This is a genomic window from Thalassobacillus pellis (assembly GCF_016908295.1).
GTDB classification, from domain to species: Bacteria; Bacillota; Bacilli; order Bacillales; family Halobacillaceae; genus Thalassobacillus; species Thalassobacillus pellis.
This window is the reverse complement of sequence record NZ_JAFBDO010000003.1, coordinates 95,540-118,257: the sequence shown is the minus strand read 5'-3', so window position 1 is coordinate 118,257 and position 22,718 is coordinate 95,540. Positions and strand designations below refer to the sequence as shown.

Below are 22,718 nucleotides of genomic sequence, written 5' to 3'. Positions count from 1 at the left end.
AGAGGCCATGGTTCTCGGTAATACCGAAACCATGGCCTCTGAATAATTCATCCCGTTATTTTAATCATTACTTTTTGAATAAGAAACCCACTTGCTATTCCTGGAATAACAAATAACATCGGGAGCCATAACGGCCCTAACAAAATATTGAACAGGGTCAGGCTTGAAGAGTAAATTAAACCAATGGTAACAAAATAAGCTGCGAATACAAACGGCAAGAAATCATACCTGCTTTTTCCTCCGCCTGCGTCTTTCCAGGCATCCCATATCGCAAAAAAGTACAAGCATGGATAAAACATCAGCCACGCATAATCCGCTTGCTCGACCGCTTTTTGAATATCCCCTTGAAAGCTTGAAATAATCAACACATTAAAGTTAGCTTGTACATTGATTAGAAACTCTAGGATCACTAATAAAGTACCTTTGAAATATTTCCCGTTTAAAAATTGACCAAACCCTGGTAACGCGACAGACCATAATAGTTTTTCAACCGGATTCTTTTCCACGCATCTATCACTATTTCCTTTTAGTTTTTGCTATCTCCATATTATCAATTGAAGCAGGAGGTTTTTCCATCCAATCATGCTCAATAAGAATGTTCGCTCCATCCTCTGCATAATGCATGGCCTCCATCATGATACGCATGAACTTTGTGCCTAAATCATGTCTGGAAACAGTCCCTAAGGCTACCCCATAGTATCCAATTGACATGCCCGATAAAAGCGATACCTGAAACATCATTAACTTATCTGAAAAAGGTGCTGTTGTTGATTTCAGCACTTCTGAATCAAAAGTCTGCGTATCAGAAATATTTTCTTCGGATAAGATATGGGCCAGAATTTTGATGACTTTATCAGCAATTTGTGCCCCCCTGGCCATGTAATTTCGAACTTCCTTCAAGCAGGCTGTTTGTCCAAACCCTAACAGAAGAGCTTTTCCAACAGCATTGCGCTGTATATTATTATAGAAATTCATGATTTCTATCGTGTTCATCGGTCTTCTTTCCCCAAACCATCCCGTTAAATAACCTTGTTTTGAAATGAATTCGGCTTTCTCAGGGAGGGGAATAGACGCCGGTCTGGAATATAATCCTTTTTCTAATAAAACATGTAATGACTTTTCATATAATTCTCTGGTCATATCAATAGTTTTGGACATTAATTCCAGGACATCAGAACGTGCACAGCCAGCAAAAGAAGATCCATACGAAGTCATACCGTGCCTCGCCATATTATGAATATAATTTAAGTGAAAAGTATCCGAATATAATGCTGGCGCATGGAGGTTAACATCCTCTTGTTCATTAAAAGCCACAGGAATCGCATGATTTTCTTTTCTATAGATCTCTTCAATGTTCCCCAGCACCGTTTCGGATATATGAAGAGCCAATTCAACTACAGAAAGAATGTCCTTATCCTGGGTATGTTCTTTAAAATACTTAAGCATACAATAAGACATGCTATTATTCATGTAAGCAGTCCACAGCGAGGCCAATTCACTGGTGGTAAGGCGAATGTTGTGTTCCGTCTGCATAATAATAAACCTCCCAAATAAAAATCCTTATTCTATCTTGTCCTAATTAAAAGAAAATATAAAAAGCCCCTCAAAAGTTCAAAAAACTAATGAGAGGCTATATATCTTAAGAATTTTGTTAACCTGTCATGATATCTTCTTCGGGGTAACGAATAATCCCTGGGGTCTGTTTGGCGAATGCGAATTTGCGGTAATTGGAATTTGAGAACGATACGTATTTCAATATCTCTCGACAGCATTATTTATAAAATTTTTATAAATTTTTTTATAAATGTTTAGCGGCACTATTTATTATGTATAGTACGTATATAACTACTTATTGAAGGAGAAAAGAATGTCTATTCGTAAACGCCTTTTCATGTCGAATGCGGCAATGATCCTATTGCCGATCATCATAATCATTTTCATTCTCGTCTTGCTGCATATCGTCCTAGGGGGAAGAGAAAGCTTCCAGGATTCCGGCAATCAATGGATGCACCGTGCCTCAGAGAATATAGAGCTATACGATAGTTTAGTGAAAACTGCTTCCTTAGAACAAGGAAAGCTGGATGATAAACAATACATTAATAAATTAACCGAACAGGCAGATAGTGAAAACCTGAAAATCATCATTAATAAAGGAAAACAAATCCTTTATGCGTCAGATTCCTTAACTACTCTTTCTCACAAAGACTTGAAGGATATTAAAGATAATTCCACATATACATGGCTGGGAAAAACACCGTATACCATTAGACATCATGATTTTTATTTTGCTGATGGCACGAAAGGCGCAATTTATCTTTTGAGTCGTTCCGAGTCCTTTCCCACCTTTGCCCGAACATTTTTCCCAGTTATTATTCTTTCCCTGGTTATAATCTTAGTACTGACCAACGGTATATTATCTTATTTAGTATCGAAGAGTATACTGAGACCGGTTAACCAGCTATCCGAAGCATCCTTTAAAATGAAAAACGGAGATTATAACTTTTCCATCCATTCCTCTAGGAACGATGAACTTGGCAGACTAGTGCGAACTTTTGATGCCATGCGATCTCAAGTGAAGGAATCCATCGAACTGCGAGAGAAATATGAAAGTAATAGGAAGGAATTGATTGCTAATATTTCCCATGATCTTAAAACCCCAATCACCTCGATCATGGGTTATGTGGAAGGAATACAAGTTGGAGTAGCGAATACGGAGGACAAACGCCGGCGCTATCTTGAAATCATCTACACGAAAGCAGCTTATATGAATCGATTGATAGAGGAACTATCTTTATATTCAACCTTGGATTTAAAAAAGCTGCCGTTCAACTTTGAAATAGTCAATATGAATGAATTCGTACAGGATTATATTGATGAAATAAAAGACGATCTTCATGAAAAAGGCATATTGGTCACATTTAGCACAGAAGAAACAGAGCTGATGGTTACATTAGACAGGGACAAGCTGGCTCGATCCATCGAAAATATTATCTATAATAGTGTAAAATATATGGAACAAAAACATGGCAGGATTGCTGTTTCACTTATAAATCGAGAAAAAGAAGTCGAAATAAGCATTACGGACAACGGGCCAGGAGTCCCTTCCTCTGAACTCTCACACATTTTCAACCAATTTTACCAGGCAGAACAAGCCCGCCATCAAGGCGGAAGCGGTCTTGGACTGGCAATCGCAGCACAAATCATCCAGGCACATGGAGGCTCCATGTGGGCGGAAAATGCTGAGGGCGCCGGATTAAGTGTTCACTTTATTCTAAAAAAGTCTGTCAATGAAGGTGAAAGTTATGAGTAAAAAGATACTGATCATAGAAGATGATCATACAATTGCTGAATTGGAAAAAGACTTTCTGGAGATAGAAAACTTTGCGGTCCATATTGCTTCTGATGGAAAAGCCGGACTGGAAGCAGTGAGAAATGAAAAATATGATTTAATACTCCTCGATTTAATGCTCCCTTCCATCAGTGGCTTTGAAATTTGCAAACAAATACGTAAAGAATCGAATATTCCGATCCTGATGGTTTCAGCCAAATATGAAGATATGGACAAAGTACGAGGATTCGGGTTAGGAGCTGATGATTTTATCGTCAAACCATTCAGTCCCACCGAGTTGGTTGCACGGGTAAAAGCGCACTTAGCAAGGTATCAACGATTGATTCAACACCCTGCATCTGAAGAAATCCAAATTCGCGGTCTCCTTATTAACCCTTCGTCCAGACAGGTTTTCACAGATGGAAAAGAGGTTGAGTTGACTACCAAAGAATTTGATTTACTTACCTTTTTAGCTACTCATCCAAATCAGGTATTCTCAAAGGAGCAATTATTCGAAAAAATATGGGGGCTGGATGCTTTAGGGGATAACGCGACTGTTACTGTCCATATCAAAAAAATCCGCAAAAAAATTGAAAAAGAAACCAACGATCCACAGTATATCCTGACGGTTTTGGGTGCAGGGTACCGCTTTAAAGGATAATAGCTTAACGATTATTCATCACTCTTACCTTTTGTGGGGAAGAGTGTTTTTTATTCCATCGTTTATCAATTTTTTATATTTAATTCAGAGTTCGTTTATTCCTGCTTGCTACATTAAAGAAACAAGACAAGGAGGTGATGAAAATTGAATTTGTCCATAAAGCCCAGAAGGTGGCTCCTAATTTTCCACCTTTTGTTCTGTGCAATTATGTTCGGAAACATGGTTACCTTCCTCCTTCTTAGCATCGCTGCCTCTTCAACGGAAGATAGTAATCTCATGGAAGCCTGTTATCAAATCATGCATTTATTATCCGAGACTTCTGTAAGAGCCTCCACTTTCGCAACAATCATTACAGGAGTGCTGCTCTCCGTTTGGACGAAGTGGGGCTTGTTCAAATATTACTGGATTTTAGCGAAGGAAGGCTTAACCCTCCTTTTATTTGGTTTAAATGTTTGGGCTATGGAAGCTTGGACTAATCGTGCCCTTACGAAGGTAACCTCAACAACGTTTCCGACCACTAGCGCTATTGTACAATTGGACCTTTGGGTTGGTATCATTTTACAGCTTTTCACCCTTATTCTGATTTTTGCTATTTCTGTGTTTAAACCATGGGGAAGGAGAAGGCAAAAACACAGTAAGTATCAGTATATGAATTAATTTTAATGAGCTAAGGAGTGATGAATCATGCACTGGGGTTATTTTCACCCCATTGGTTTCTTACTACTGGCAGGCCTGCTTATTATCACTATCATTCTCTTGAAACAGAGGTATTACGAAAATCCTCACAACAGCCATACTGCTATAAATATACTAGAAGAACGACTTGCCAAAGGTGAAATATCTATCGACGAATATAAGACTCTTAAAGAAACTATTAAGAAATAAAAAAAAATGAGACCGTCCTATCGGCTTTAGAATATATGGACGGTCTCTTTTTCTTTGGACTTACTTTAAGCTTCTCTTACTGCAGACTTTTTTGTCAGAGTGAAAAAAGCAATAGAACCGATAGATGAAGTAAGGAATAAAATCAGCCCCATCGGCACGGCTGTGGTTTCATTAATACCAACTAATGGTGAAACGATGGAACCGAAAATTAACGGAAGCATTCCCAGGACAGCACTTGCACTCCCAGCGCGATGCCCCTGATGCTCCATTGCAAGTGTGAAGGTACTAGTCAGAATCATTCCCATGGAAGTCATATAAATGAATATCGGTATCACTAGTGTTGCCAACGGTCCTTCTATGATGGTCATAATCAGAAGGACCGAAGTGGCACTTACTGCTATGATGACAGCAGCTCGAAGCAGACTCCTTTCGTGAATGATTCCTCCAAGGCGGCCAATGATGAAACTTCCGGTGATTATTGCCAGACCATTTATCCCGAACAAAATACTGAACACTTGCGGGGACACCCCATAAATACCCTGATACACGAATGGAGTTCCGGATACATAGGCGAAGCTTCCTCCGTGAATAAATCCGATGGTGAGGGCATAGCCAATGAATGAACGATCTTTCAACAGCCTGCCTATTGTTCGAAGGGCTTCCCCAATTGAACTTGGTATTCGCTTTTCACGAGGTAACGTTTCAGGCAGTCGTATAGCAACCGTCAAAACTATTAGCAGTCCTAATAATGCTAAAAAATAGAAAATTGTCTGCCAGCTTGCGAATGGCAGCAGTAGGATGGCTCCACCAGTTATCGGAGCAATCATTGGTGCTGTCGCATTGATGACCATAAGAAGTGCAAAGAATTTCGTAAGCTCTCTTCCACTGAAGACATCACGTACAACTGCACGGGAAAGTACAATTCCAGCGGAAGCAGTAAAACCTTGCAAGAACCTGGCGACAATTAAAAGACCAATATTTGGCGCCAAAGCACAAAATAACGATGATAATGCGAATAGGAAAATGAATATCATCAGTGGTTTTCTTCTGCCCTGTGCATCACTGATCGGCCCTACCACTATCTGCCCTGCAGCAAGTCCAACCAGGCATGCAGTCAAACTGAGCTGTACAAGGGAGGCACTTACCCCGAACTCCTCCGCAATTCCAGGAAAGCTTGGTAAATACATATCAATGTTAAGCGGTCCTAATACCCCTAGCATCCCCAATAAAAAAGCCAGACCGATGCGTTCTTTTCCTGTTGGATTATGGATCATATAATTCAGACACCTTTCCTGACTCAAACTTCTAAATCGAACACTTATGCTGCTAATCTATGATTTTACATTTAATAGAAGCAGAATTCCATTAATTTAGACTCTGTTGTCTTAAACTTCAATGTTCCTGGCGGAGAAAAAAAATGCACAAAAAAATAGTATATAGAGAATGCTTTTAGGAGGAATCCATATATACTTGCTCTGAATAAATAGCGATCCATAAAGCGTCTTGAAGTAATCTTCGTGTCCATGTTTAAAACACAGCTATATGTCAATAATGTAGGTTATATATTTAGGATATCGTAGTGCGGCCTCAGGAGGAAACGTAACCATGAAAAGGCCTAAAAAGTTAACAGATAAAAAAAGTGTGCAAAATTCAACCGAAAAACGCGATCGGAACCTGGACCAAAATTTAACGAATAACCTGAATAAAATCAAAAAAGAACTCGGTAACAGTACAGATTTGGTGATTAGAGAATTCACAATAGGTAATAATCCAGCCTTGAATGCTGCAATCATTTACATGAATGGACTGGTAGATGAACAAACTGTCAGCGAGTTTGTGTTGGAATCAATTAAAATAGAGACCCCCGAAGTGGAAACTGCCACGAAAAAGGGGATTTTTGATTTTATCAAGACTCATGTACTCTCCGTTGGAAAGATAAATGTCATTCAGGACTGGGATAAAATGATCTTATCCCTATTATCCGGCCATACCATCGTAGTGGTGGATGGCTGTGCAGATATTGTTACGGCATACACCAAAGGCGGAGAATCAAGAAAAATTTCTGAACCCACTTCCCAGCTTGTGATCCGTGGACCGAAAGAAGCATTTACAGAATCAATTGGAACAAATGCCGCCCTGATAAGAAAACGAATAAAGAGCCCGAACTTATGGCTGGAGACCATCCAAATCGGAAGTGTCACTCAAACGGATGTGGCTATTATGTACATTAAAGGGATCGCTAATGAAAAGGTCCTCCAAGAAGCTAGGGACAGGCTGAAAGGAATTGATATCGACGGCATTCTTGAATCCGGTTATATCGAACAATTAATTCAGGATCACCCTTATAGCCCTTTCCCAACCATCTATAACACAGAGCGGCCAGATGGTGTTGTCGGAAATCTCCTTGAGGGTCGGATCGCCATTCTTGTTGATGGCACTCCTTACGTGCTCGTCATTCCGGCTTTGTTTATTCAATTTTTCCAGTCACCAGCCGATTATTATCAGCATTTTCTTATGGGGTCGACTTTACGCTTGTTGAGAATGTTGTGCTATACACTCACGCTGCTGACCCCTTCTCTTTATATTGCCTTGACAACCTTTCATCCCCAAATGGTTCCCACCCGCCTGCTCATCAGTTTCGCGGCGCAGAACGAGGGGGTGCCCTTTCCGCTCTTTATCGAGGTCATGCTTATGGAGATTACTTTTGAAATTTTGCGTGAAGCCGGGCTCCGCATGCCGAGGGCTGTCGGCCAGGCTGTCTCCATTGTTGGTGGTCTCGTTCTCGGACAAGCGGCAGTCCAGGCTGGTCTCGTTTCAGCAGCAACTGTAATTGTTGTAGCATTCACAGGTATCGCAAGCTTTGCTTTTCCGTCTTACAATATTGGCATCCCAGCACGTCTGCTAAGGTTCATCATTATGCTTCTGGCGGGAAGCTTCGGTCTATATGGTGTTGCCATGGCTTTGTTTATTCTCATTGCTCACTTGACCAGCCTGCGCTCATTCGGAATTCCTTACTTAAGTCCTTTTGCACCGTTCATCTGGGCCGATATTAAGGATACCCTTGTCCGCCAGCCTTTATGGTCCATGGTTCTCCGTCCTCGCTTAGTCAACCAGGAAAATATGAGGCAGCAAGGAAAAGACAATAAACCAACCCCACCTGATGAGAGTAAAAATAATTGAGAAGGAAATAGCGTGGTGATTCCAAAAATGTCGCACAAGTTTCTATTGATTTGGGTTTTATTAGGTACTGTACTGTTGTCTGGTTGTTGGGACCATAAAGAAACAGGTGACCTTGCTCTTGTAATGGGGATGGGAATCGATAAAACAGAAGACGATTTATACCAGGTGTCCTTTCAAATCGTCAACCCCGGGCGAGTGGCGGGTGGGAAAACAGGCCAAGGTCAGGGAGCAGCTGTTACCACATACAGTGAAACAGGGAAGACCATCCTTGAGACCATACGGAAGGTAACACAAAAAGCCCCGCGTTTACTCACCTTTTCCCACACAGGTGTGTTGATTATCGGAGAAGATTTAGCTGCAGAAGAAGGACTGAAAAAAATATTTGATTTTATCGAGAGGTACCACGACTTCCGCTCCACTACACTGGTTCTCATCGCAAAAGGTGGAGAAGCCAAGTCGATACTAAGCATCCTAAGCCCATTGGAAAGAATACCGGCTATCAAAATCCAGGAAATCATTGAGAAATCAGAACAGGCATGGGGAGAATCACCAGAGCGGAATATCAATGATGTCGCGCAGATGTTATCCGGTAAAAGCAAGGGACTTTCCTTAGGTGGCATAGAGCTTGTCGGAGATTTGGCCAAAGGTCAATCTTCAGCCGTCAATATGCAGGCAACACCTGACTCGCTCGTAAAAGTGAATGGACTTGCTTTATTCAAAGACGGAAAACTGAGAGGATGGTTTGAAGGTGAAAAAGCTCGGGGGGTTGCCTGGGTGCAGAATAATGTTAACCGTGCCATCCTTTCTGCTAACTGTAACCCAGACGAGGGAGCGATGGCGGCTGAAATCCTGCGGACCCATACCCGCTGGCAGCCCAAAGTGGTAAAAGGCAAACCGAAAATTACGTTGAATATCCGGGCAGAGGGACAGCTAGCTGATATAGCATGTGCCATAGATTTAAGCAATCCTGATAACATGTCTTGGTTAGATAAAAGATTTGCTGCGGAAATCAAACAGGAAGTAACAAAAGCTGTGGAAGCTGCTCAAGAGCAAAATAACGACATATTTGGTTTTGGAGAAGCCATCAATCGTGCTGATCCAAAAGCCTGGAAGAAAATGAAGAAAAATTGGAGCGAGAGTTTTGCAGATATGGATTTCCAGGTGAACGTCAAAGTTTTCATTCGCGGCACCGGACTCCGGAAAGAACCACTAATTTTAAAGAAAAAGTAATCAATAAAACGGAGGGAGGGGTAGTATGGAGAAAGCAAAAGTTACCGGCTGGCAGTTATTCGTCTTGATGTTTTTGTTCGAATTGGGTACTGCTATCGTAGTCAGTCCGGGGCTTGGGGCTAAAAAGGACGCATGGCTGGCGGTTTTGCTCGGTTTGATTGCCGGTTTAATCCTGTATCTGGTGTATAATAAGCTTTTTCAACTGTACCCCGACCTGCCTTTAACCGGTTATATGAAGAAAATTCTAGGTAAATACGCTGGCGCATTGCTCGGAATGGTATACCTTTTTTACTTTTTATACATCGCTGCCAGAGATTTGCGAGACTTTGGTGAATTACTGACAACCTCCACCTATATCTATACACCGATGCTGGTGATAAACGCCATTATGATTTTAGCTGTAGCCTATGTCCTCCATAAAGGAATCGAAGTCCTGGCAAGGACAGGAGAGGTATTCTTTTTTGCGTTATTGATAATAGGAGTAGTAGGAACAACTATGGTACTTGTTTCCGGTATGATTAATATCAATCAACTACGCCCCGTTCTGGAACATGGATGGAAGCCTGTATTGGAAACAGCCCCTCTCACTTACACTTTTCCGTTTGGGGAAATGATTGTGTTCACTCTGCTTCTTCCCTATCTGGATCATCCACGGCTAAGCCTGAGAATTGGCTGGACCTCTATGAGTATCAGCGGTCTGTTATTGATATGGGTTGTAGGGATGAATATTGCAGTACTTGGTGTTCATGTTGCCACGCGATCTACTTTCCCCTTGCTCTCTTCCATTGGACTGATCAACATGAGTGGCTTTTTCCAACGATTGGATATTGCGGTGGTTATGACATTAATAATTGGCGGTTTTTTTAAAATAGCCGTCTTCTTCTACGGGGCTTTAATGTGTGCTTCAGAACTATTTCGTCTTCCTTCTTACAAGGGATTGATCTTTCCTTTTTGTGTAGTTATTTTACTATCTTCCATGTTTATCGCGGACAGCTATGCCCATCATATTAAAGAAGGGCTAGTAGTTGCCACTTACTATGTCAGTCTTCCACTTCAAATGGGGGTACCTCTGGTTTTACTTATTATTGCATTGATACGAAGACAGTCTTAGTTTTGCTTATACTTTAATCCTTAACAAAGATAACCTTTCTTAAAGTTTTAGAAAGGTTATCTTTTTTTCCTTTTTTTAAGGATTATCGGGTCTAAAAAAGTCAGCAGGAATAATAAGGTTAAAAGAGAAAAGCCAAATGGTGTAATTACCCATAAGGGATTAAATATATTTAAAAAAGCAGAACTCCCGTCCAATCCCATTAATAAATCCATGCCAACACTGATCATTGCCATTCCAATTAGTATAAAGAGAAAAATCAGTATGATCTTCATGCCTGCCCACCTGCACTTTTTGGTTATCATGTGACCTAATACGATATTTTATACTGCTCCTGTTACCATAAGCTTTTTCCGATATGGTTATCTGTTACAATAGAAAATACAATCATTAGACATGGAGGAGAAAGCATGAACACCTTATTTGTAGCGGGACATTCCAAATTGCCTACAGGGATAGCTGCCACACATATTTCTGAATCATTGACACTTACCCTGGAACTTGACAAAAAGTATGGGGTGATCGTTGACGCTTCCTGTACATTGGCTACGGATCATGGGCGAGAATACATTAAGAACCTTCTAAAAGGTCACAGTCTGAAGGATGGTCTAGAGGAGCCTCTAGAGCAGTTGAATGCTGCTTATCTTGGCAAGGCCGGGAATGCGATTGCGGCAGCATTGAAAGATTCCTATAAGCAATATCAGCTTCATTTGTAAATTATAGAGCTTTCCCATAAGTCAGTATTAGGCTTACTGGGACAGCTTTTTTTAATGTCTATACCGGATCTCGCAAATCGCTTGTCGGTGGATACTTGCCGCGGGCACGGCCTCGGCTAACTTGGTCAAGAAAGTCACTTGACCATGTGGATCTTCGGCCCGCACTGTTCCCGCAGGCGTCACCACCGATCGCTCAACGGAGATCAACAAAAACCATTCTAATAAGAGTGATTTTTTTATACTTTGAACATTAAAATCTTTTCACCAAAAGGCTTCTTTTTAAAAAATTTTATATTTTATAACTAGATTCTTTTTCTTTAACCTACTTTTATTTGCCTTGGTACAGGAATTTGTTTGACGATTTCCTTCCCGATTTCAAGGGAAGCCGTGGCAGCTGGGGAAGGAGCGTTGCAAACATGAATGGAACGCTTACCTGGAATGATTTGAAAATCATCTACCAGCCGACCATCCTTCAGCATGGCCTGTGCACGGACACCAGCTTTGGCAGGGATAACATCGTCAGGCTGTATATCAGGAACAAGACGCTGCAAGCTTTTTACAAATGTCTTCTTATGGAAAGAGCGGACCATTTCCTTCCATCCTTCCTGAAGGTTTGCCCCTGCCATTTTCCAAAATCCCGGATAGGTAAGAACATCAAATGTATCTTTTGGGCTGAAAGCAGTTTTGTGATATCCCTCCCGCTTCAGGCTAAGTACAGCATTGGGACCCGCATGCACGCTGCCGTCGATCATCCTGGTCAAATGTACGCCTAGAAATGGGAAGGCTGGATTAGGAATCGGGTAAATCAATCCTTTGACTAAGTGGCGTTTTTCATCGGCAAGTGTGAAATATTCACCTCGAAAAGGCACAATTTTAATATCAGTGTGTATATGGGCCATTTCAACCAGACGATCACTATGAAGTCCGGCACAGTTGATCAAAAAACCAGTTTTGAATGATCCCCTGTTTGTATCAATGACTACCTCCTCTTTTACTTCCTCGATATTTTTTACTTTCGTATCTAGAAATAAATCGACACCTGCCTCAGTAATGAGAGATGCGAGCTTTTCTGTCACCTGCTTATAATTGACAATCCCCGTCGTAGGAACCTTCAGTGCAGCCAAACCATTGACATGCGGTTCTATTTCTAACAATCCTTCTCGGCCGATTTTTGTGACATTAATCTTATTCTGTTGGACTCTTTCATACAGGGCATCCATTCGGGGAAGTTCCTCTTCATGAGTGGCGACAAGCACCTTCCCACATACATCATGGTCGATTCCATGCTCTTTACAAAACTCGACCATAGAAGCAGACCCTTGTTTAGCCATTCTCGCTTTCAGGCTCCCAGGCTTATAGTAGACACCGGAATGGATGACACCGCTGTTCCGGCCGGTTTGGTGACTTGCAAGAGTGCTTTCCTTTTCCATTACAGAAATTTTAGCTCGGGGATATGCTTTTTTAAGTGAATAAGCGGTGGATAATCCGATTATTCCTCCTCCTATTATAGTGAAATCATACATTTCCTGATTTTCCTCCTCTGACGTTATTTATTTCGCGAATCTGCCTCGTTGCCGCAACAATTCTCTGTGAAGCTGCGTGTTTTCCTCAAATGGCTCCCTGCCATGAAGCCAAAAACGATTATTCAGCATAATCAAGTCCCCTACTGGAAGATCAAGCCCAATCGTCGCTTCTGAATTTTCCATGGAACTGGAAAGATCCTTCAGATAGTTCGCATGGTCAATCGTTTCTGGGTATGCAAATTGATCAATGAAACAAATGCACGGTTTGTTGTTTTGTTCATAAAAAGTCTGTCGATATACATCTTCTTCCACGTTCTTGCTCGCTGGAGCTTTATATTTAAATGGATAAGCAGCAAGAGGGTGGTGATAAAAATGGTCAAGATCCTCCCAATCATCAAGATGAAGCAGCCTTGACCTTCCACCCATAGCGTTCTGCTCATCCATTTTCATCATCAGCAGCCAGTCTGTCGGTTCGTCCACATATGTCCCATCTGTATGAAGCGTAAACAAACGATAAGCCTGACGCAAATAGGAATCGCTGCTGTCTGTGTGCTTTACTGCAAACCTGGCATAATATTTACCTGACATCGCATCGAAATTAGGCAAGCCAGCAAGGTGGCTAAGTGCTGTAGAAAACTTCACAAAATCCTGAGGGTCTGTTGTTTGGTTCTGCAAGCCAATAGTAAACCCGCCTGTCTCACGGTCATGCAGAATGTCTCTCACCATTCTGCCGAAATCTTCACTCGTCAGCTGGAGCAGTTTATCAGCCACTACAAGCCTCATATAAGGAATGTATTCCAATTGCTCGTCACTGACATCCCTCAGATCCTCCAAAAATTGATTCACCACATCATCTTCCAATTCAATATAATACATTCTGTTATGTGCTGCATGTTTGTAAATGCGAAACCCCTCGCCGTTCTGATATTCTCTTTTTCCTTTTTTTAATTCAACTGCACACATATGAAACGCCTCCTAAGTTATTTTTCTAAATAAATAGCTATGTCCATCAATTTGAAAACCTCGGCTTGCCGCCAAGTACTTTGGCGAAAGCCTTAGTTTTACTTTAATCCTTTAACAGAGGTAAACTTACTTAAAATGCAAAAAAAGCCAGTAATTACCCATTTTGGGATCATACTGGCTTTTTAAACTGCGTTGGTTCACTCGCGCTTAGAGCTATTGCAGCTTTGACAGTCACGTAATTATTATAGTTTTGAAGCGTTTAGCAAACCGACTTTGAAAGGGGCTGCCTTTCTAAAGGTTGCTTTTTACTTCACATAATATAATGTTGGAAATTTTCAGTACTTAACTGGACTTTTTCAATTCTTCATACATAGCATTCTCACGTTCTGGTTTGGACAGGAAGGTCACAGTCAGAACTGTCAGGATAGAAATAGGCAGTCCCAGGAATACAGGATGAAGACCAAACGGATGACCGGCGATCTGCCAGAATACTGCCACTACAAGACCGACCCACATTCCGGAAAGTCCTGCAGCTTTCGTCGTTTTCGGCCAGAATAACCCGAACAACACTGGGGCAAGCAGCCCTGAAACCAGCATAGCGCTTCCTGTAATCCAGAGAGTGACAAGCTGCGGGATATATAATGCCAGCAATAAGGAGATAACTGACACGATCACAACGGACATTCTGCTATAGGTCAGCATTTGGCTGTCCTTGACGCCTTTTCCTAGACGAGGTTTGACAAGGTCATTAACAATAGAGGAAGACGCTGCCAGGAAGAACGAATCCGCACAGGATATCACCGTAGCCAGCAATGCAATAAGCATTATAATCACCAATGGGAATGGCAATACAGCCCCGATGATTTCGTAGTAGATCAAAGATGGATCAGCACTTGTAATGTTCAAGCCGAATCTGCTGAGAACTCCAATGACAATGATGACGGCGGCAGTCAGGAACCCAAGTACGATTGCTGCCCAAAAACCGTTTTTCGCCGTTTTGATATCCTTCGCCGCCCAGAAACGCTGCCAAACATCCTGCCTGACAAACTGATAGGCCCCTATGGTCAGCATATAAACCCAGAATTCAGAAGGACTTATGTTAAAGATGTCCAGCATATTTCCTGCTTCAGCGTTAGCAGCTCTTTCTGTAAATGCTCCCCAGTCACCTACCATAAACAGCATGACAACAAACAAGAAGAAGATTCCTACCGTCTGAATTGTTCCATGGATAGCATCCTGGATCATGACTGACTTCAGTCCTCCGAAATAGGTTTTCAAAGTGAGGAGCACCCAGCTTATAATGATACCAGTGGTCATGCTCAACCCGATGGTCAGCTTCAAAATCGTTGCGATCGCAACAAACTGCATCCCTGTGATGGCAGAGTATGCACAAAGAATACTGATAACAGTCGGCAGCCTCGCCCCCTCTCCAAAACGAAGGGCAGTAAAGTCACCTAACGTGACCATATTGTATTTCTCGCCCAGCAGGCGAATCCGCTTCATCATGAATATGGCAATAACGATGGAAGTCAAGGTAAATCCAATGGCCAGCCATTGCTGCCCCATACCCAAAAGATAGCCTTTGGTCATATAGCCGAGGAGGATTGACCCGCCGATAGCTGTACCGACAAATGTCAGAATTAACGGCCACAGTTTCGTAGAACGCCCCGCGACATTATAATCGTCGTATGTTTTAATACTTCTGTTGATGTATACCGATAATCCGAATAAAAATACGAAATATACGGCAATGATAGATATCAAAATCAATTCCTGCTGCTCACTAAACAATGCATTCACCCTTCCGTGTTTGATCAAATATTAAAGTACCTTGTAAATAAGTGCGTTCGGTTTGAATCTCTGTCAATTTCTCTGGATCAATTTCAAGAGGATTATCTGAAATGACCATTAAATCTGCTTTTGCGTTCGGTTTTATCACCCCTAGCATCTCTTCTTCGCATGAGCTGTATGCAGCATCAGATGTATAGGCTTTCAAAGCATCCCATACACAAATGTTTTCTTCTTCACCAACTGCCTGTCCACTGGAAGTTTTCCTTGTCACTGCACTATAGATGCCCATCCATGGGTTCCCATCTGTAACAGGTAAATCGGAATTCCCTGGAGCGATAATTCCGTACTCCTTATATGACTTGTGTGGAAAAGCATGTTTCATTCGCTCTTTTCCTAACTTGCTCGTATAGTTATCACCAATCTGATAGAAAAAACCAAGTGATGAACCTGCAATCAGTTTGAGTTCTTTCATTTTCTCCAAGTGTTCGGTTGTAGGTAATATACAGTGTTCAATCCGGTTACGCATTCCGGTAATGTCCTTCGAGTTATGAATAGCGGCGAAAGAATCCACTGCTACATCAATTGCACGATCACCGATTGCATGGATGGCAATTCGCAGTCCGGCTTCGATACCTCGTTTCATCAACGGAGCTATTTCTTCAAAAGTGTTGTAAAGTATTCCGGTATTTTCAGTCCCCTCAAAAGCTTCAGATACAGCTGCTGTTCTGCCGCCGACACTGCCATCCAGCATGAATTTCAAGCCTTGTATTTTCAAAAGCTCATTCCCGAATCCACTTCGCAACCCGACGTTTAATACATTTTCCAGTGAACCGGAAAAACCATTTTGATCGATAGCCCACATCCAGGGCCTCACCCTTACATTCAATTCATTTTTTTCTAGTAACCTTTGATATAACTGGAGATCATCCGTTTGGGTAGACATGTCATGGACAGTGGTGATTCCCCAGGCTGCGAACTTTTCCTGAGCACGTTTCATCCCCTCGGCCATATCATCCTGATCATACTTTGGGGCAGCAAGTAAACCCTGCGCTTTTTCCTGCAATAATCCCGTCAGTCTGCCCTCCGCATCCCATTCGATATTTCCCCCTTGAGGATTAGGAGTATGTTCTGATATTCCACTTATCTCAAGCGCCTTCGAGTTAGCCACCGCCATATGGGCGCATGCCCGTTTAATAACAACAGGATGATTGGGTGCCACTTCATCAAGGTCCCATCTGGTGGGGTTACGTTTTTCTAAGAGCCTGCTGTCATCCCAACCAAAGCCTTTGATCCATTCGCCTTCTTGTAAAGAAACTGCTTTTTCTCTGATTTTCTCCATCAATGTCTCTATCGAAGGTGTGGTATCCGGCTTGCAATCCACTTCAAGTAACGTCAGACCGTAGATGGATGGGTGAAGGTGACTTTCTATGAAACTGGGCATCAAGGTTTTTCCCTCTAAATCTACCACCTCTGTTCCATCATCCCGCCAAATAAGCGCCTGTTCGTTTTCGCCGGCATACCTGACTTCCCCGTTGGTTACTACGACAGCACTTGCCGAGGGAGCCTCCTCATTCATCGTTATTACATTTCCATTTATAAAAATTAAATCTACACCATTCATACCGCCTGCCTCCCGTAAAATTTTAATCATATCTCTTTAAACTAATATTTCGTTCTGGATGGAAAGTATCGATTCATGGAGTTTTGTCAAAATTTCATTTATCTGATTTTCATTAATGATTAATGGAGGGGCAAAACAAATGATATCCATGCCTTCGTAAGTGACTGCCCTGCAGATCACGCCTCGCTGGTGCAGTTCCTCGATGACCCTGGGTGCCACTTTCAAGTCTCCGGAAAACCGCTCGTTAGTCTCCGGGTTTTTCACGAGTTCTACTGCTCCCAGCAAACCAAGCATTCGGACATCCCCTACTATATCCAGCTCTTTCTTGATTTGTTCGAAGCCTGCCAGCAGCTTCGCTCCCATTCTATGTGAATTTTCAACCAGTCCCTCTTTTTCTATCACTTCTATATTTTTTAATCCTACAGCAGCAGCCGTTGGGTGGCCGCTATAAGTAAAACCATGAAATAACGTACCTTCTGATTTTTGTTTGAGCACGTTATGGACAGCATCTGAAATCACTACTCCACCGAGGGGGATATATCCGCTTGTCACCCCTTTAGCAAAAGTCATAACATCTGGTATTACTCCCCAGTGTTCCAGAGCAAACATTTTGCCTGTACGGCCAAATCCCGTAATGACTTCATCGGCAATGAAAAGAATTCCATATTCATCGCATAATTTCCTGACTTCTGAAAAATAATCCTCTGATGGCATAAGCACACCTCCAGCACCCTGGACAGGTTCAGCCAGAAAAGCTGCTATCGTTTCCGGACCCTCCTCTTCGATTTTTTTTCGTAAAGATGCGATGGCATCTTTTGTCGTGCTTTGATAGGTGGAATCTGTATGGGTGAAATCGCCCATCATATGACCGGCCATCTCCCAGAATTCTTTAATGCCCGTCGCGCTGGTAGAAGCAGCAGCCACCCCATGATAAGCGCGCTTTAAAGCAATTATTTTCCTGCGATCAGGCTGTCCTTGGATTTTCCAATAGTGGCGAACTAGCTTTATGGCAGAATCATTGGCTTCCGAACCACCTGAGGTAAAGAAAACCGCATTCAGGGTTTCAGGAGAAATCGAGGCAATTTTTTCAGCCAGCTTAATTGCCGGCTCGTGGGTAAAAGTTGAAAAAGCAGAACTGAACGCCAGCTTCTTCATTTGGGCAGCCGCTGCATCGGCCAGCTCCTCCCTGCCATGTCCGATATGGACATTCCATAACGAAGACATCGCATCTATATAGGTGTTTCCATCCATATCCTTTAAGTAGACCCCATTACCACTTTCAACAATCAACTTCGCTCCCTGGCTTTGCTGTTGCTGTATAGAAGAAGTAGGATGCAAAAAATATTTCCTGTCGAGATCGATGAGATGATTCATATACTCCCTCCGCATATTTAGTTAACTCGCATTTAATCGTCTTTCGTGAAGCAATAATTTGTTTTATACTTTTTAAAATTTTCACTGTATCGAGGACTTCTTAGCGAAAACTATATACATTCTGATGTATAAAAAAACCAGCAATACACACAGCATCAGTAAATAAACATATATCTACCACTGCGCATATAACTGGTCTTAGTTCTAATGAGTCGCTCCACTTTGTCCCAGCAGAGTCGATTAGAATTGGCAGTTATTTTACATTATGTTTTGAATATCAACAATTTTAACAATAATCAACAGATAAATCAATGTATTATTTTAAAAATTCTAATAATTTTGTCTATATGAAATTCTTTTTCTGCTATACTATTCCGCCATATCGGTAAGCTTCTTCAACGTTTTCCAATTACGCACGGTGGCAGGAACACCAAGTTTTTTCAGGTTATTGCCAAGTTTCGAATTCCGAATACTATCGTGGAATAGAAGATATACATCCCGTCCACTTACGATGCCATGTTCTTTTTCGTCAGTATAGGATAATAGTTTATTAACCCCATCCTCCCCAGGTGCCTCCGGCAGCAAAGCAACATGGAGACTTTCGCCCTTTGCAGTGGCCGCAGCTGCTGTAAGGGTTTCGTTTGAAAATGGACATTGCTGGATGATTTGTTGCAGTTGTTCTGCAGTCCTTAGCACTACAGGAGTAGAAATATCAAAGGCATCCTCTATTTGTAAGGCAATCTTCTTCTGTAAATCCTCTTCATTCTCCTCACTATTAAATAGAATATTACCGCTCTGGATATACGTCTTCAAATTATGCAAATCTAGCTTTGCCAGCGTCTCTCTTAAATCAGCCATTCTGATTTTATTGTGCCCACCTACATTGATACCTCTTAAAAATGCAATATATACAGGCATGCTTCCCCTCACTCTCTGAAAAACTTCTTTAGTCATATTCTAGCAATATGATAGAAAATCCTTTTCGGCGCTGATTCTTTTCAACCATGCGAGCTCTCTCCTTCTTAAAAATCTTCCCTAATCCAACGGTGTATCCTTTTCCAGTTTAAATTACTGTAAAATTCAATTATATTAAGAGTAAGAATACCAATAAAAGGATAGTGATTACAAAAATGCTATATATTTGGGATATCGAAAAGATTATAAAAAATATATTGGAAGAGAACAATTTAGATATTAATTACGAAGCGAATAACAACCTGTCTGCGCCTATGAGTTATAACGTCTCGTACAATATGATTCATTTTAACTATCTTGAAATCAACGGTTATATGAGTAAAATCAAACTCAATGAAACGAAGGAAAATTTCGTTAAGATTATTCTTTATCATGAGATCGGCTACTATCTGACCTTCAAGAAACACAAACACGACCTGAGAACCTTCATGTATGGTGAAGATGATGAAGTAGCACAGTTGAAATCAGAAATTGAAACAAATGCCTGGGAATATGGAAGAAACCTGGTACCTGAAGAGCTGCTGGAGTCTTATGACAAAGTGCGGGAGATGAATAATCAACTTATAAAGGGGTTATAAAAAAACAAGCGTCGAGCTTATCTCTCTTAAGTGGCTCTGATCTGCCCAGAGAATAAAATAATTGTAAGTTTCTCCGTCGATTTGAACCGGCTCGGGGTACCGGACAATCAAGGCTGCCTGATTGTTCATTTCTGCAGGCTGGTCTGGTGAAGGAAAAATAAAGCATGCTTGCTGTCCCTGGATTTTGGTGCTGATCACACGAGGTTCGGAACCGTACGGCAGCAATTGCTGAAATGCTTCATTCTGACATACGACATGAAGGGGGTCCTCGGAAGAAATTGCTGAAATCTGGAAGAATCCATCCGGGCCTTCATACCTTTCATCCGTCACCTTTTGCCAATGGGCAGGATACTGAAATTGCACTTGATATTCATTATTTGTATAGGTGTTTTTGGAAACTGCAATCGGTCGGGGAGACCATTGCAGAGAAGTAATGGCATCACCTGTTATTAATTGGATAGGAACTGGATGAAGCAAATCAATGAGCCACATCTCGCTGGCAGTACCCTGAAAATTACACCCTGACAGATATGCAATTTTCCGGCCATCAGGTGACCATGTCACAGGAGAAGCAAAGCAATCTGAAATTGCCATGGTACGGTCGTTCTGCCCTTGTCTTTCTGTAGTCCTTATTAATGAAAAATATCCGACATCCTCATGGGCAGTGGCGCTGTAAGCGATTGTCGATGAATCGGGCGACCACACCGGGAAATAATTTTTCGCAAGCGGGCCACCACTTACTTCGAACACATTTCCGCTTGAAAGCTCAATGATGTAAATAAGGGAGATGCTGACCCCAGGAGTAGTATATAACACGTAAGCCCCATCAGGGGAAAGCCGGACATTGTTGAGCCTCCCACCAGTGTTTTGCGTAATCTGCCGTTTGCCTGTTCCATCAGTTTGAATATAAAAAAGCTGGCTGACACCAGACTGATCAGGTGCCTGATAGAGGAGTGCCTCCCCGCTTGGAAACCACTGGACATCAGTAGCGCCAGGCTGAATAATCCTTTCCGCCTGGTGGGTAACCGTTTGATATATAATGATGGTGTCATTTTTTGTATAGGTCAGTTTACGGCTGTCAGGAGACCAGCTTAAATAAACTCCTAACCCTTCAGCGAACTGGTCAATTCGGGCAATCGTACCTCCCGCTAAATCAATGACATAAAGTATCCCTCCTCTGCCGACAAAAGCAATTTTTCTGCTGTCCTGGGACCAGAAAGGAATAGAAAATGACTCCCCTAATTCTTGTGTAATCCTCCTGCTCGTTCCCCTGGCAGGCTCATATATCCAAATGTCATAGCTTCCGCCACGGCTGGAGGTATAAGCGATCAGCCCCTGGTCTCCTGGAGGTGCATATGGAATAATCAGTCGATCCCCCGGAAAAATCACATCAGATGAAAGCTGGTTTACTTGTCTGATCATGCCTGGATTACTGGCTCCCCTCGTTACCACATTAAATCTGCTTGCAATCTGAAACAATGTGTCCCCAGGCTGCACCACGTAATATGGTACACCAGGCGGAACCTTCAGCAACTGCCCAGTTTGTATGGTGTATGGAGGTACCAGCTGATTGGCTTCAATCAAGACAGACATTGGCACACCAAAGGACTGTGCAATTTGAAAAACTGAATCACCAGGCCGGACACGAACGACATCCACTCCAGGAGGAACGGACAGCTGCTGACCAACATAAATCGTGTAAGGCGGTTCTAAATTGTTCGCAGCGATAACCGATCCCACTGGCAGCCCCCACCGCTTCGCTATTTGAGAAATGGTATCTCCTGGACGCACCGTATAAAAGAGCTGCATCATTTCCCCTCCCTACATGAAATGAAATAAACATCTTTGGTATATCGAATTACTTTAACCTATCCTTTTGGAACTAAAAAAATGCATGAGAAAGTATCGAACAAAAGCTACTAGCATTGTGCTCCCCCACCGACAGGCTTAAGCTGAATCTCGCCTTATCGCCTTCACTCATAAAGAGGATCGGTTTACGTATTAGAGGGAAAATGCTAAAGCTAAAAACAATAAAAAAGCACCACCTCTATTTAATAGAGGAAGTGCAATTTTGCAGCCTTCTTGTTGGTGCTCTCTTTAATCTCATAAAAAGGCGCTTGATTCATCTAGTTTTGAATATACTTTTCAAAAATATCTTTGAAATCTTTCCTGGTATTTTGCTTATGTTTTTCTGCAAACCAGCTATAAGCAAAATTCGCTGCTTCTTCAAATTCCTTTGAAATACCGTTATCGTGGAAACGATTATCCTTTATCAACTCTCGCGCCGTAATCAGACTTTCCTTGGCATAATCGGAATGCAGGCTATTGTCTTCCTGAATTTGTGAAATAGCTACCAGTGATTTGTAAAGATCAGCGATCGCTTCTCCTTCATTCTTATCAATATCAATACTTAATTTCCTGTCCCCAATAGAAAACTTAATTTCCAGATCCAAATCGATAGTGCCAGCCGTTTCAATAGAGACGTCCCTGATAGGATGCTTGTAATAATCATACCGATATATGTTGCGCTTGCTGCTGGAAGCCTTTTCCCCATCCAAATGGATCAAGGCTTTATTAGTAAAACAGTACTCATCACTTTTTGACTTGATCAAAAAATGGATTCGTTCCCCATCTTCTGTCAAAACAAAATCATCTGATTGTGTTTTATCGAAGTCTTCTCTTTTAATGATTTTACCAATATCACTTAAACCTAAAGCATCGCTTGCCATTTTCTTTAGCATAGAACATACCCTCCTAAAATAATCTCCCATTTTTTCATTCCCAA

21 protein-coding genes are annotated in these 22,718 nt (G+C 41.8%); 9 read left to right on the top strand and 12 right to left on the bottom strand.

Features of this window, described 5'->3' with window-relative positions:
- Positions 1–47 precede the first annotated feature (47 nt).
- Positions 48–506, bottom strand: a complete 459-nt coding sequence (locus JOC33_RS11155; RefSeq protein ID WP_205092614.1) for a hypothetical protein — start codon at positions 504–506, stop codon at positions 48–50.
- Positions 507–516: 10 nt separating this feature from the next.
- A complete protein-coding gene (locus tag JOC33_RS11150; protein ID WP_205092613.1) occupies positions 517–1,533 on the bottom strand; it encodes a DUF3231 family protein in 1,017 nt (338 codons plus the stop codon).
- 334 nt (positions 1,534–1,867) lie between these two features.
- Between JOC33_RS11150 and JOC33_RS11145 the strand changes: the two genes are divergently transcribed.
- The 4 genes from JOC33_RS11145 (at position 1,868) to JOC33_RS11130 (ending at position 4,874) form a co-directional block, all read left to right on the top strand.
- Positions 1,868–3,310, top strand: a complete 1,443-nt coding sequence (locus JOC33_RS11145; protein WP_205092612.1) for a sensor histidine kinase — start codon at positions 1,868–1,870, stop codon at positions 3,308–3,310.
- Complete coding sequence (locus JOC33_RS11140; RefSeq protein WP_205092611.1) at positions 3,303–3,989, top strand: response regulator transcription factor; 687 nt, start codon at positions 3,303–3,305, stop codon at positions 3,987–3,989. The genes JOC33_RS11145 and JOC33_RS11140 overlap by 8 nt, the downstream gene beginning before the upstream one ends.
- Positions 3,990–4,133: 144 nt before the next feature.
- Positions 4,134–4,646: a hypothetical protein gene (locus JOC33_RS11135; RefSeq protein ID WP_205092610.1), complete on the top strand. Its 513-nt coding sequence runs from the start codon at positions 4,134–4,136 to the stop codon at positions 4,644–4,646.
- Between the two features lie 27 nt (positions 4,647–4,673).
- Entirely contained in the window at positions 4,674–4,874 is a 201-nt protein-coding gene (locus tag JOC33_RS11130; protein ID WP_205092609.1) for an SHOCT domain-containing protein, read from the top strand.
- A gap of 65 nt (positions 4,875–4,939) precedes the next feature.
- On the opposite strand, the gene JOC33_RS11125 is transcribed toward JOC33_RS11130, so the two are convergent.
- Positions 4,940–6,148 carry a Bcr/CflA family efflux MFS transporter gene (locus JOC33_RS11125; protein ID WP_205092608.1) on the bottom strand — a complete coding sequence of 403 codons (1,209 nt, stop codon included), beginning with the start codon at positions 6,146–6,148 and terminating at the stop codon, positions 4,940–4,942.
- 331 nt (positions 6,149–6,479) lie between these two features.
- On the opposite strand from JOC33_RS11125, the gene JOC33_RS11120 reads away from it, so the two are divergent.
- From JOC33_RS11120 to JOC33_RS11110, 3 genes are read left to right on the top strand one after another with little or no spacing between them, the layout of a single operon-like run.
- A complete protein-coding gene (locus JOC33_RS11120; protein ID WP_205092607.1) occupies positions 6,480–8,054 on the top strand; it encodes a spore germination protein in 1,575 nt (524 codons plus the stop codon).
- A gap of 12 nt (positions 8,055–8,066) precedes the next feature.
- The gene (locus tag JOC33_RS11115; RefSeq protein WP_205092606.1) at positions 8,067–9,284 is read left to right on the top strand and encodes a Ger(x)C family spore germination protein; all 1,218 of its coding nucleotides are present in this window, start codon (positions 8,067–8,069) and stop codon (positions 9,282–9,284) included.
- 25 nt (positions 9,285–9,309) lie between these two features.
- Complete coding sequence (locus tag JOC33_RS11110; RefSeq protein WP_205092605.1) at positions 9,310–10,395, top strand: GerAB/ArcD/ProY family transporter; 1,086 nt, start codon at positions 9,310–9,312, stop codon at positions 10,393–10,395.
- Positions 10,396–10,451: 56 nt separating this feature from the next.
- Here JOC33_RS11110 and JOC33_RS11105 read toward each other — a convergent pair whose 3' ends face one another.
- A complete protein-coding gene (locus JOC33_RS11105; RefSeq protein WP_205092604.1) occupies positions 10,452–10,667 on the bottom strand; it encodes a YczF family membrane protein in 216 nt (71 codons plus the stop codon).
- A 135-nt stretch (positions 10,668–10,802) separates the two neighbouring features.
- Here JOC33_RS11105 and JOC33_RS11100 point away from each other — a divergent pair, with 135 nt between their 5' ends.
- Complete coding sequence (locus JOC33_RS11100) at positions 10,803–11,108, top strand: DUF3870 domain-containing protein (RefSeq protein ID WP_205092603.1); 306 nt, start codon at positions 10,803–10,805, stop codon at positions 11,106–11,108.
- Between the two features lie 317 nt (positions 11,109–11,425).
- Here JOC33_RS11100 and lhgO read toward each other — a convergent pair whose 3' ends face one another.
- The 6 genes from lhgO to JOC33_RS11070 all read right to left on the bottom strand — a co-directional run bounded on the left by lhgO (position 11,426) and on the right by JOC33_RS11070 (position 19,298).
- Positions 11,426–12,631 (bottom strand): L-2-hydroxyglutarate oxidase, encoded by a 1,206-nt coding sequence (lhgO, locus tag JOC33_RS11095; RefSeq protein WP_205092602.1) that lies wholly within the window; start codon positions 12,629–12,631, stop codon positions 11,426–11,428.
- Between the two features lie 27 nt (positions 12,632–12,658).
- Entirely contained in the window at positions 12,659–13,594 is a 936-nt protein-coding gene (glaH, locus tag JOC33_RS11090; RefSeq protein ID WP_205092601.1) for a glutarate dioxygenase GlaH, read from the bottom strand.
- 342 nt (positions 13,595–13,936) lie between these two features.
- Positions 13,937–15,385, bottom strand: a complete 1,449-nt coding sequence (locus tag JOC33_RS11085) for a sodium:solute symporter family protein (RefSeq protein ID WP_205092600.1) — start codon at positions 15,383–15,385, stop codon at positions 13,937–13,939.
- Complete coding sequence (locus tag JOC33_RS11080; protein WP_205092599.1) at positions 15,378–17,006, bottom strand: amidohydrolase; 1,629 nt, start codon at positions 17,004–17,006, stop codon at positions 15,378–15,380. Before JOC33_RS11080 ends, JOC33_RS11085 begins: the two co-directional genes overlap by 8 nt.
- A 36-nt stretch (positions 17,007–17,042) precedes the next feature.
- Positions 17,043–18,380 carry an aminotransferase family protein gene (locus tag JOC33_RS11075; RefSeq protein ID WP_205092598.1) on the bottom strand — a complete coding sequence of 446 codons (1,338 nt, stop codon included), beginning with the start codon at positions 18,378–18,380 and terminating at the stop codon, positions 17,043–17,045.
- Between the two features lie 369 nt (positions 18,381–18,749).
- Positions 18,750–19,298, bottom strand: a complete 549-nt coding sequence (locus JOC33_RS11070; protein WP_205092597.1) for a DUF1697 domain-containing protein — start codon at positions 19,296–19,298, stop codon at positions 18,750–18,752.
- Between the two features lie 212 nt (positions 19,299–19,510).
- Here JOC33_RS11070 and JOC33_RS11065 point away from each other — a divergent pair, with 212 nt between their 5' ends.
- Positions 19,511–19,933, top strand: coding sequence for a hypothetical protein (locus JOC33_RS11065; protein ID WP_205092596.1), 423 nt, complete (start codon positions 19,511–19,513; stop codon positions 19,931–19,933).
- Here JOC33_RS11065 and JOC33_RS11060 read toward each other — a convergent pair.
- On the bottom strand, positions 19,928–21,745 hold the full coding sequence (locus JOC33_RS11060) for a LysM peptidoglycan-binding domain-containing protein (RefSeq protein ID WP_239534150.1): 1,818 nt from the start codon (positions 21,743–21,745) through the stop codon (positions 19,928–19,930). The genes JOC33_RS11065 and JOC33_RS11060 overlap by 6 nt on opposite strands.
- A 314-nt stretch (positions 21,746–22,059) precedes the next feature.
- A complete protein-coding gene (locus JOC33_RS11055; RefSeq protein WP_205092595.1) occupies positions 22,060–22,674 on the bottom strand; it encodes a PH domain-containing protein in 615 nt (204 codons plus the stop codon).
- Positions 22,675–22,718 lie beyond the last annotated feature (44 nt).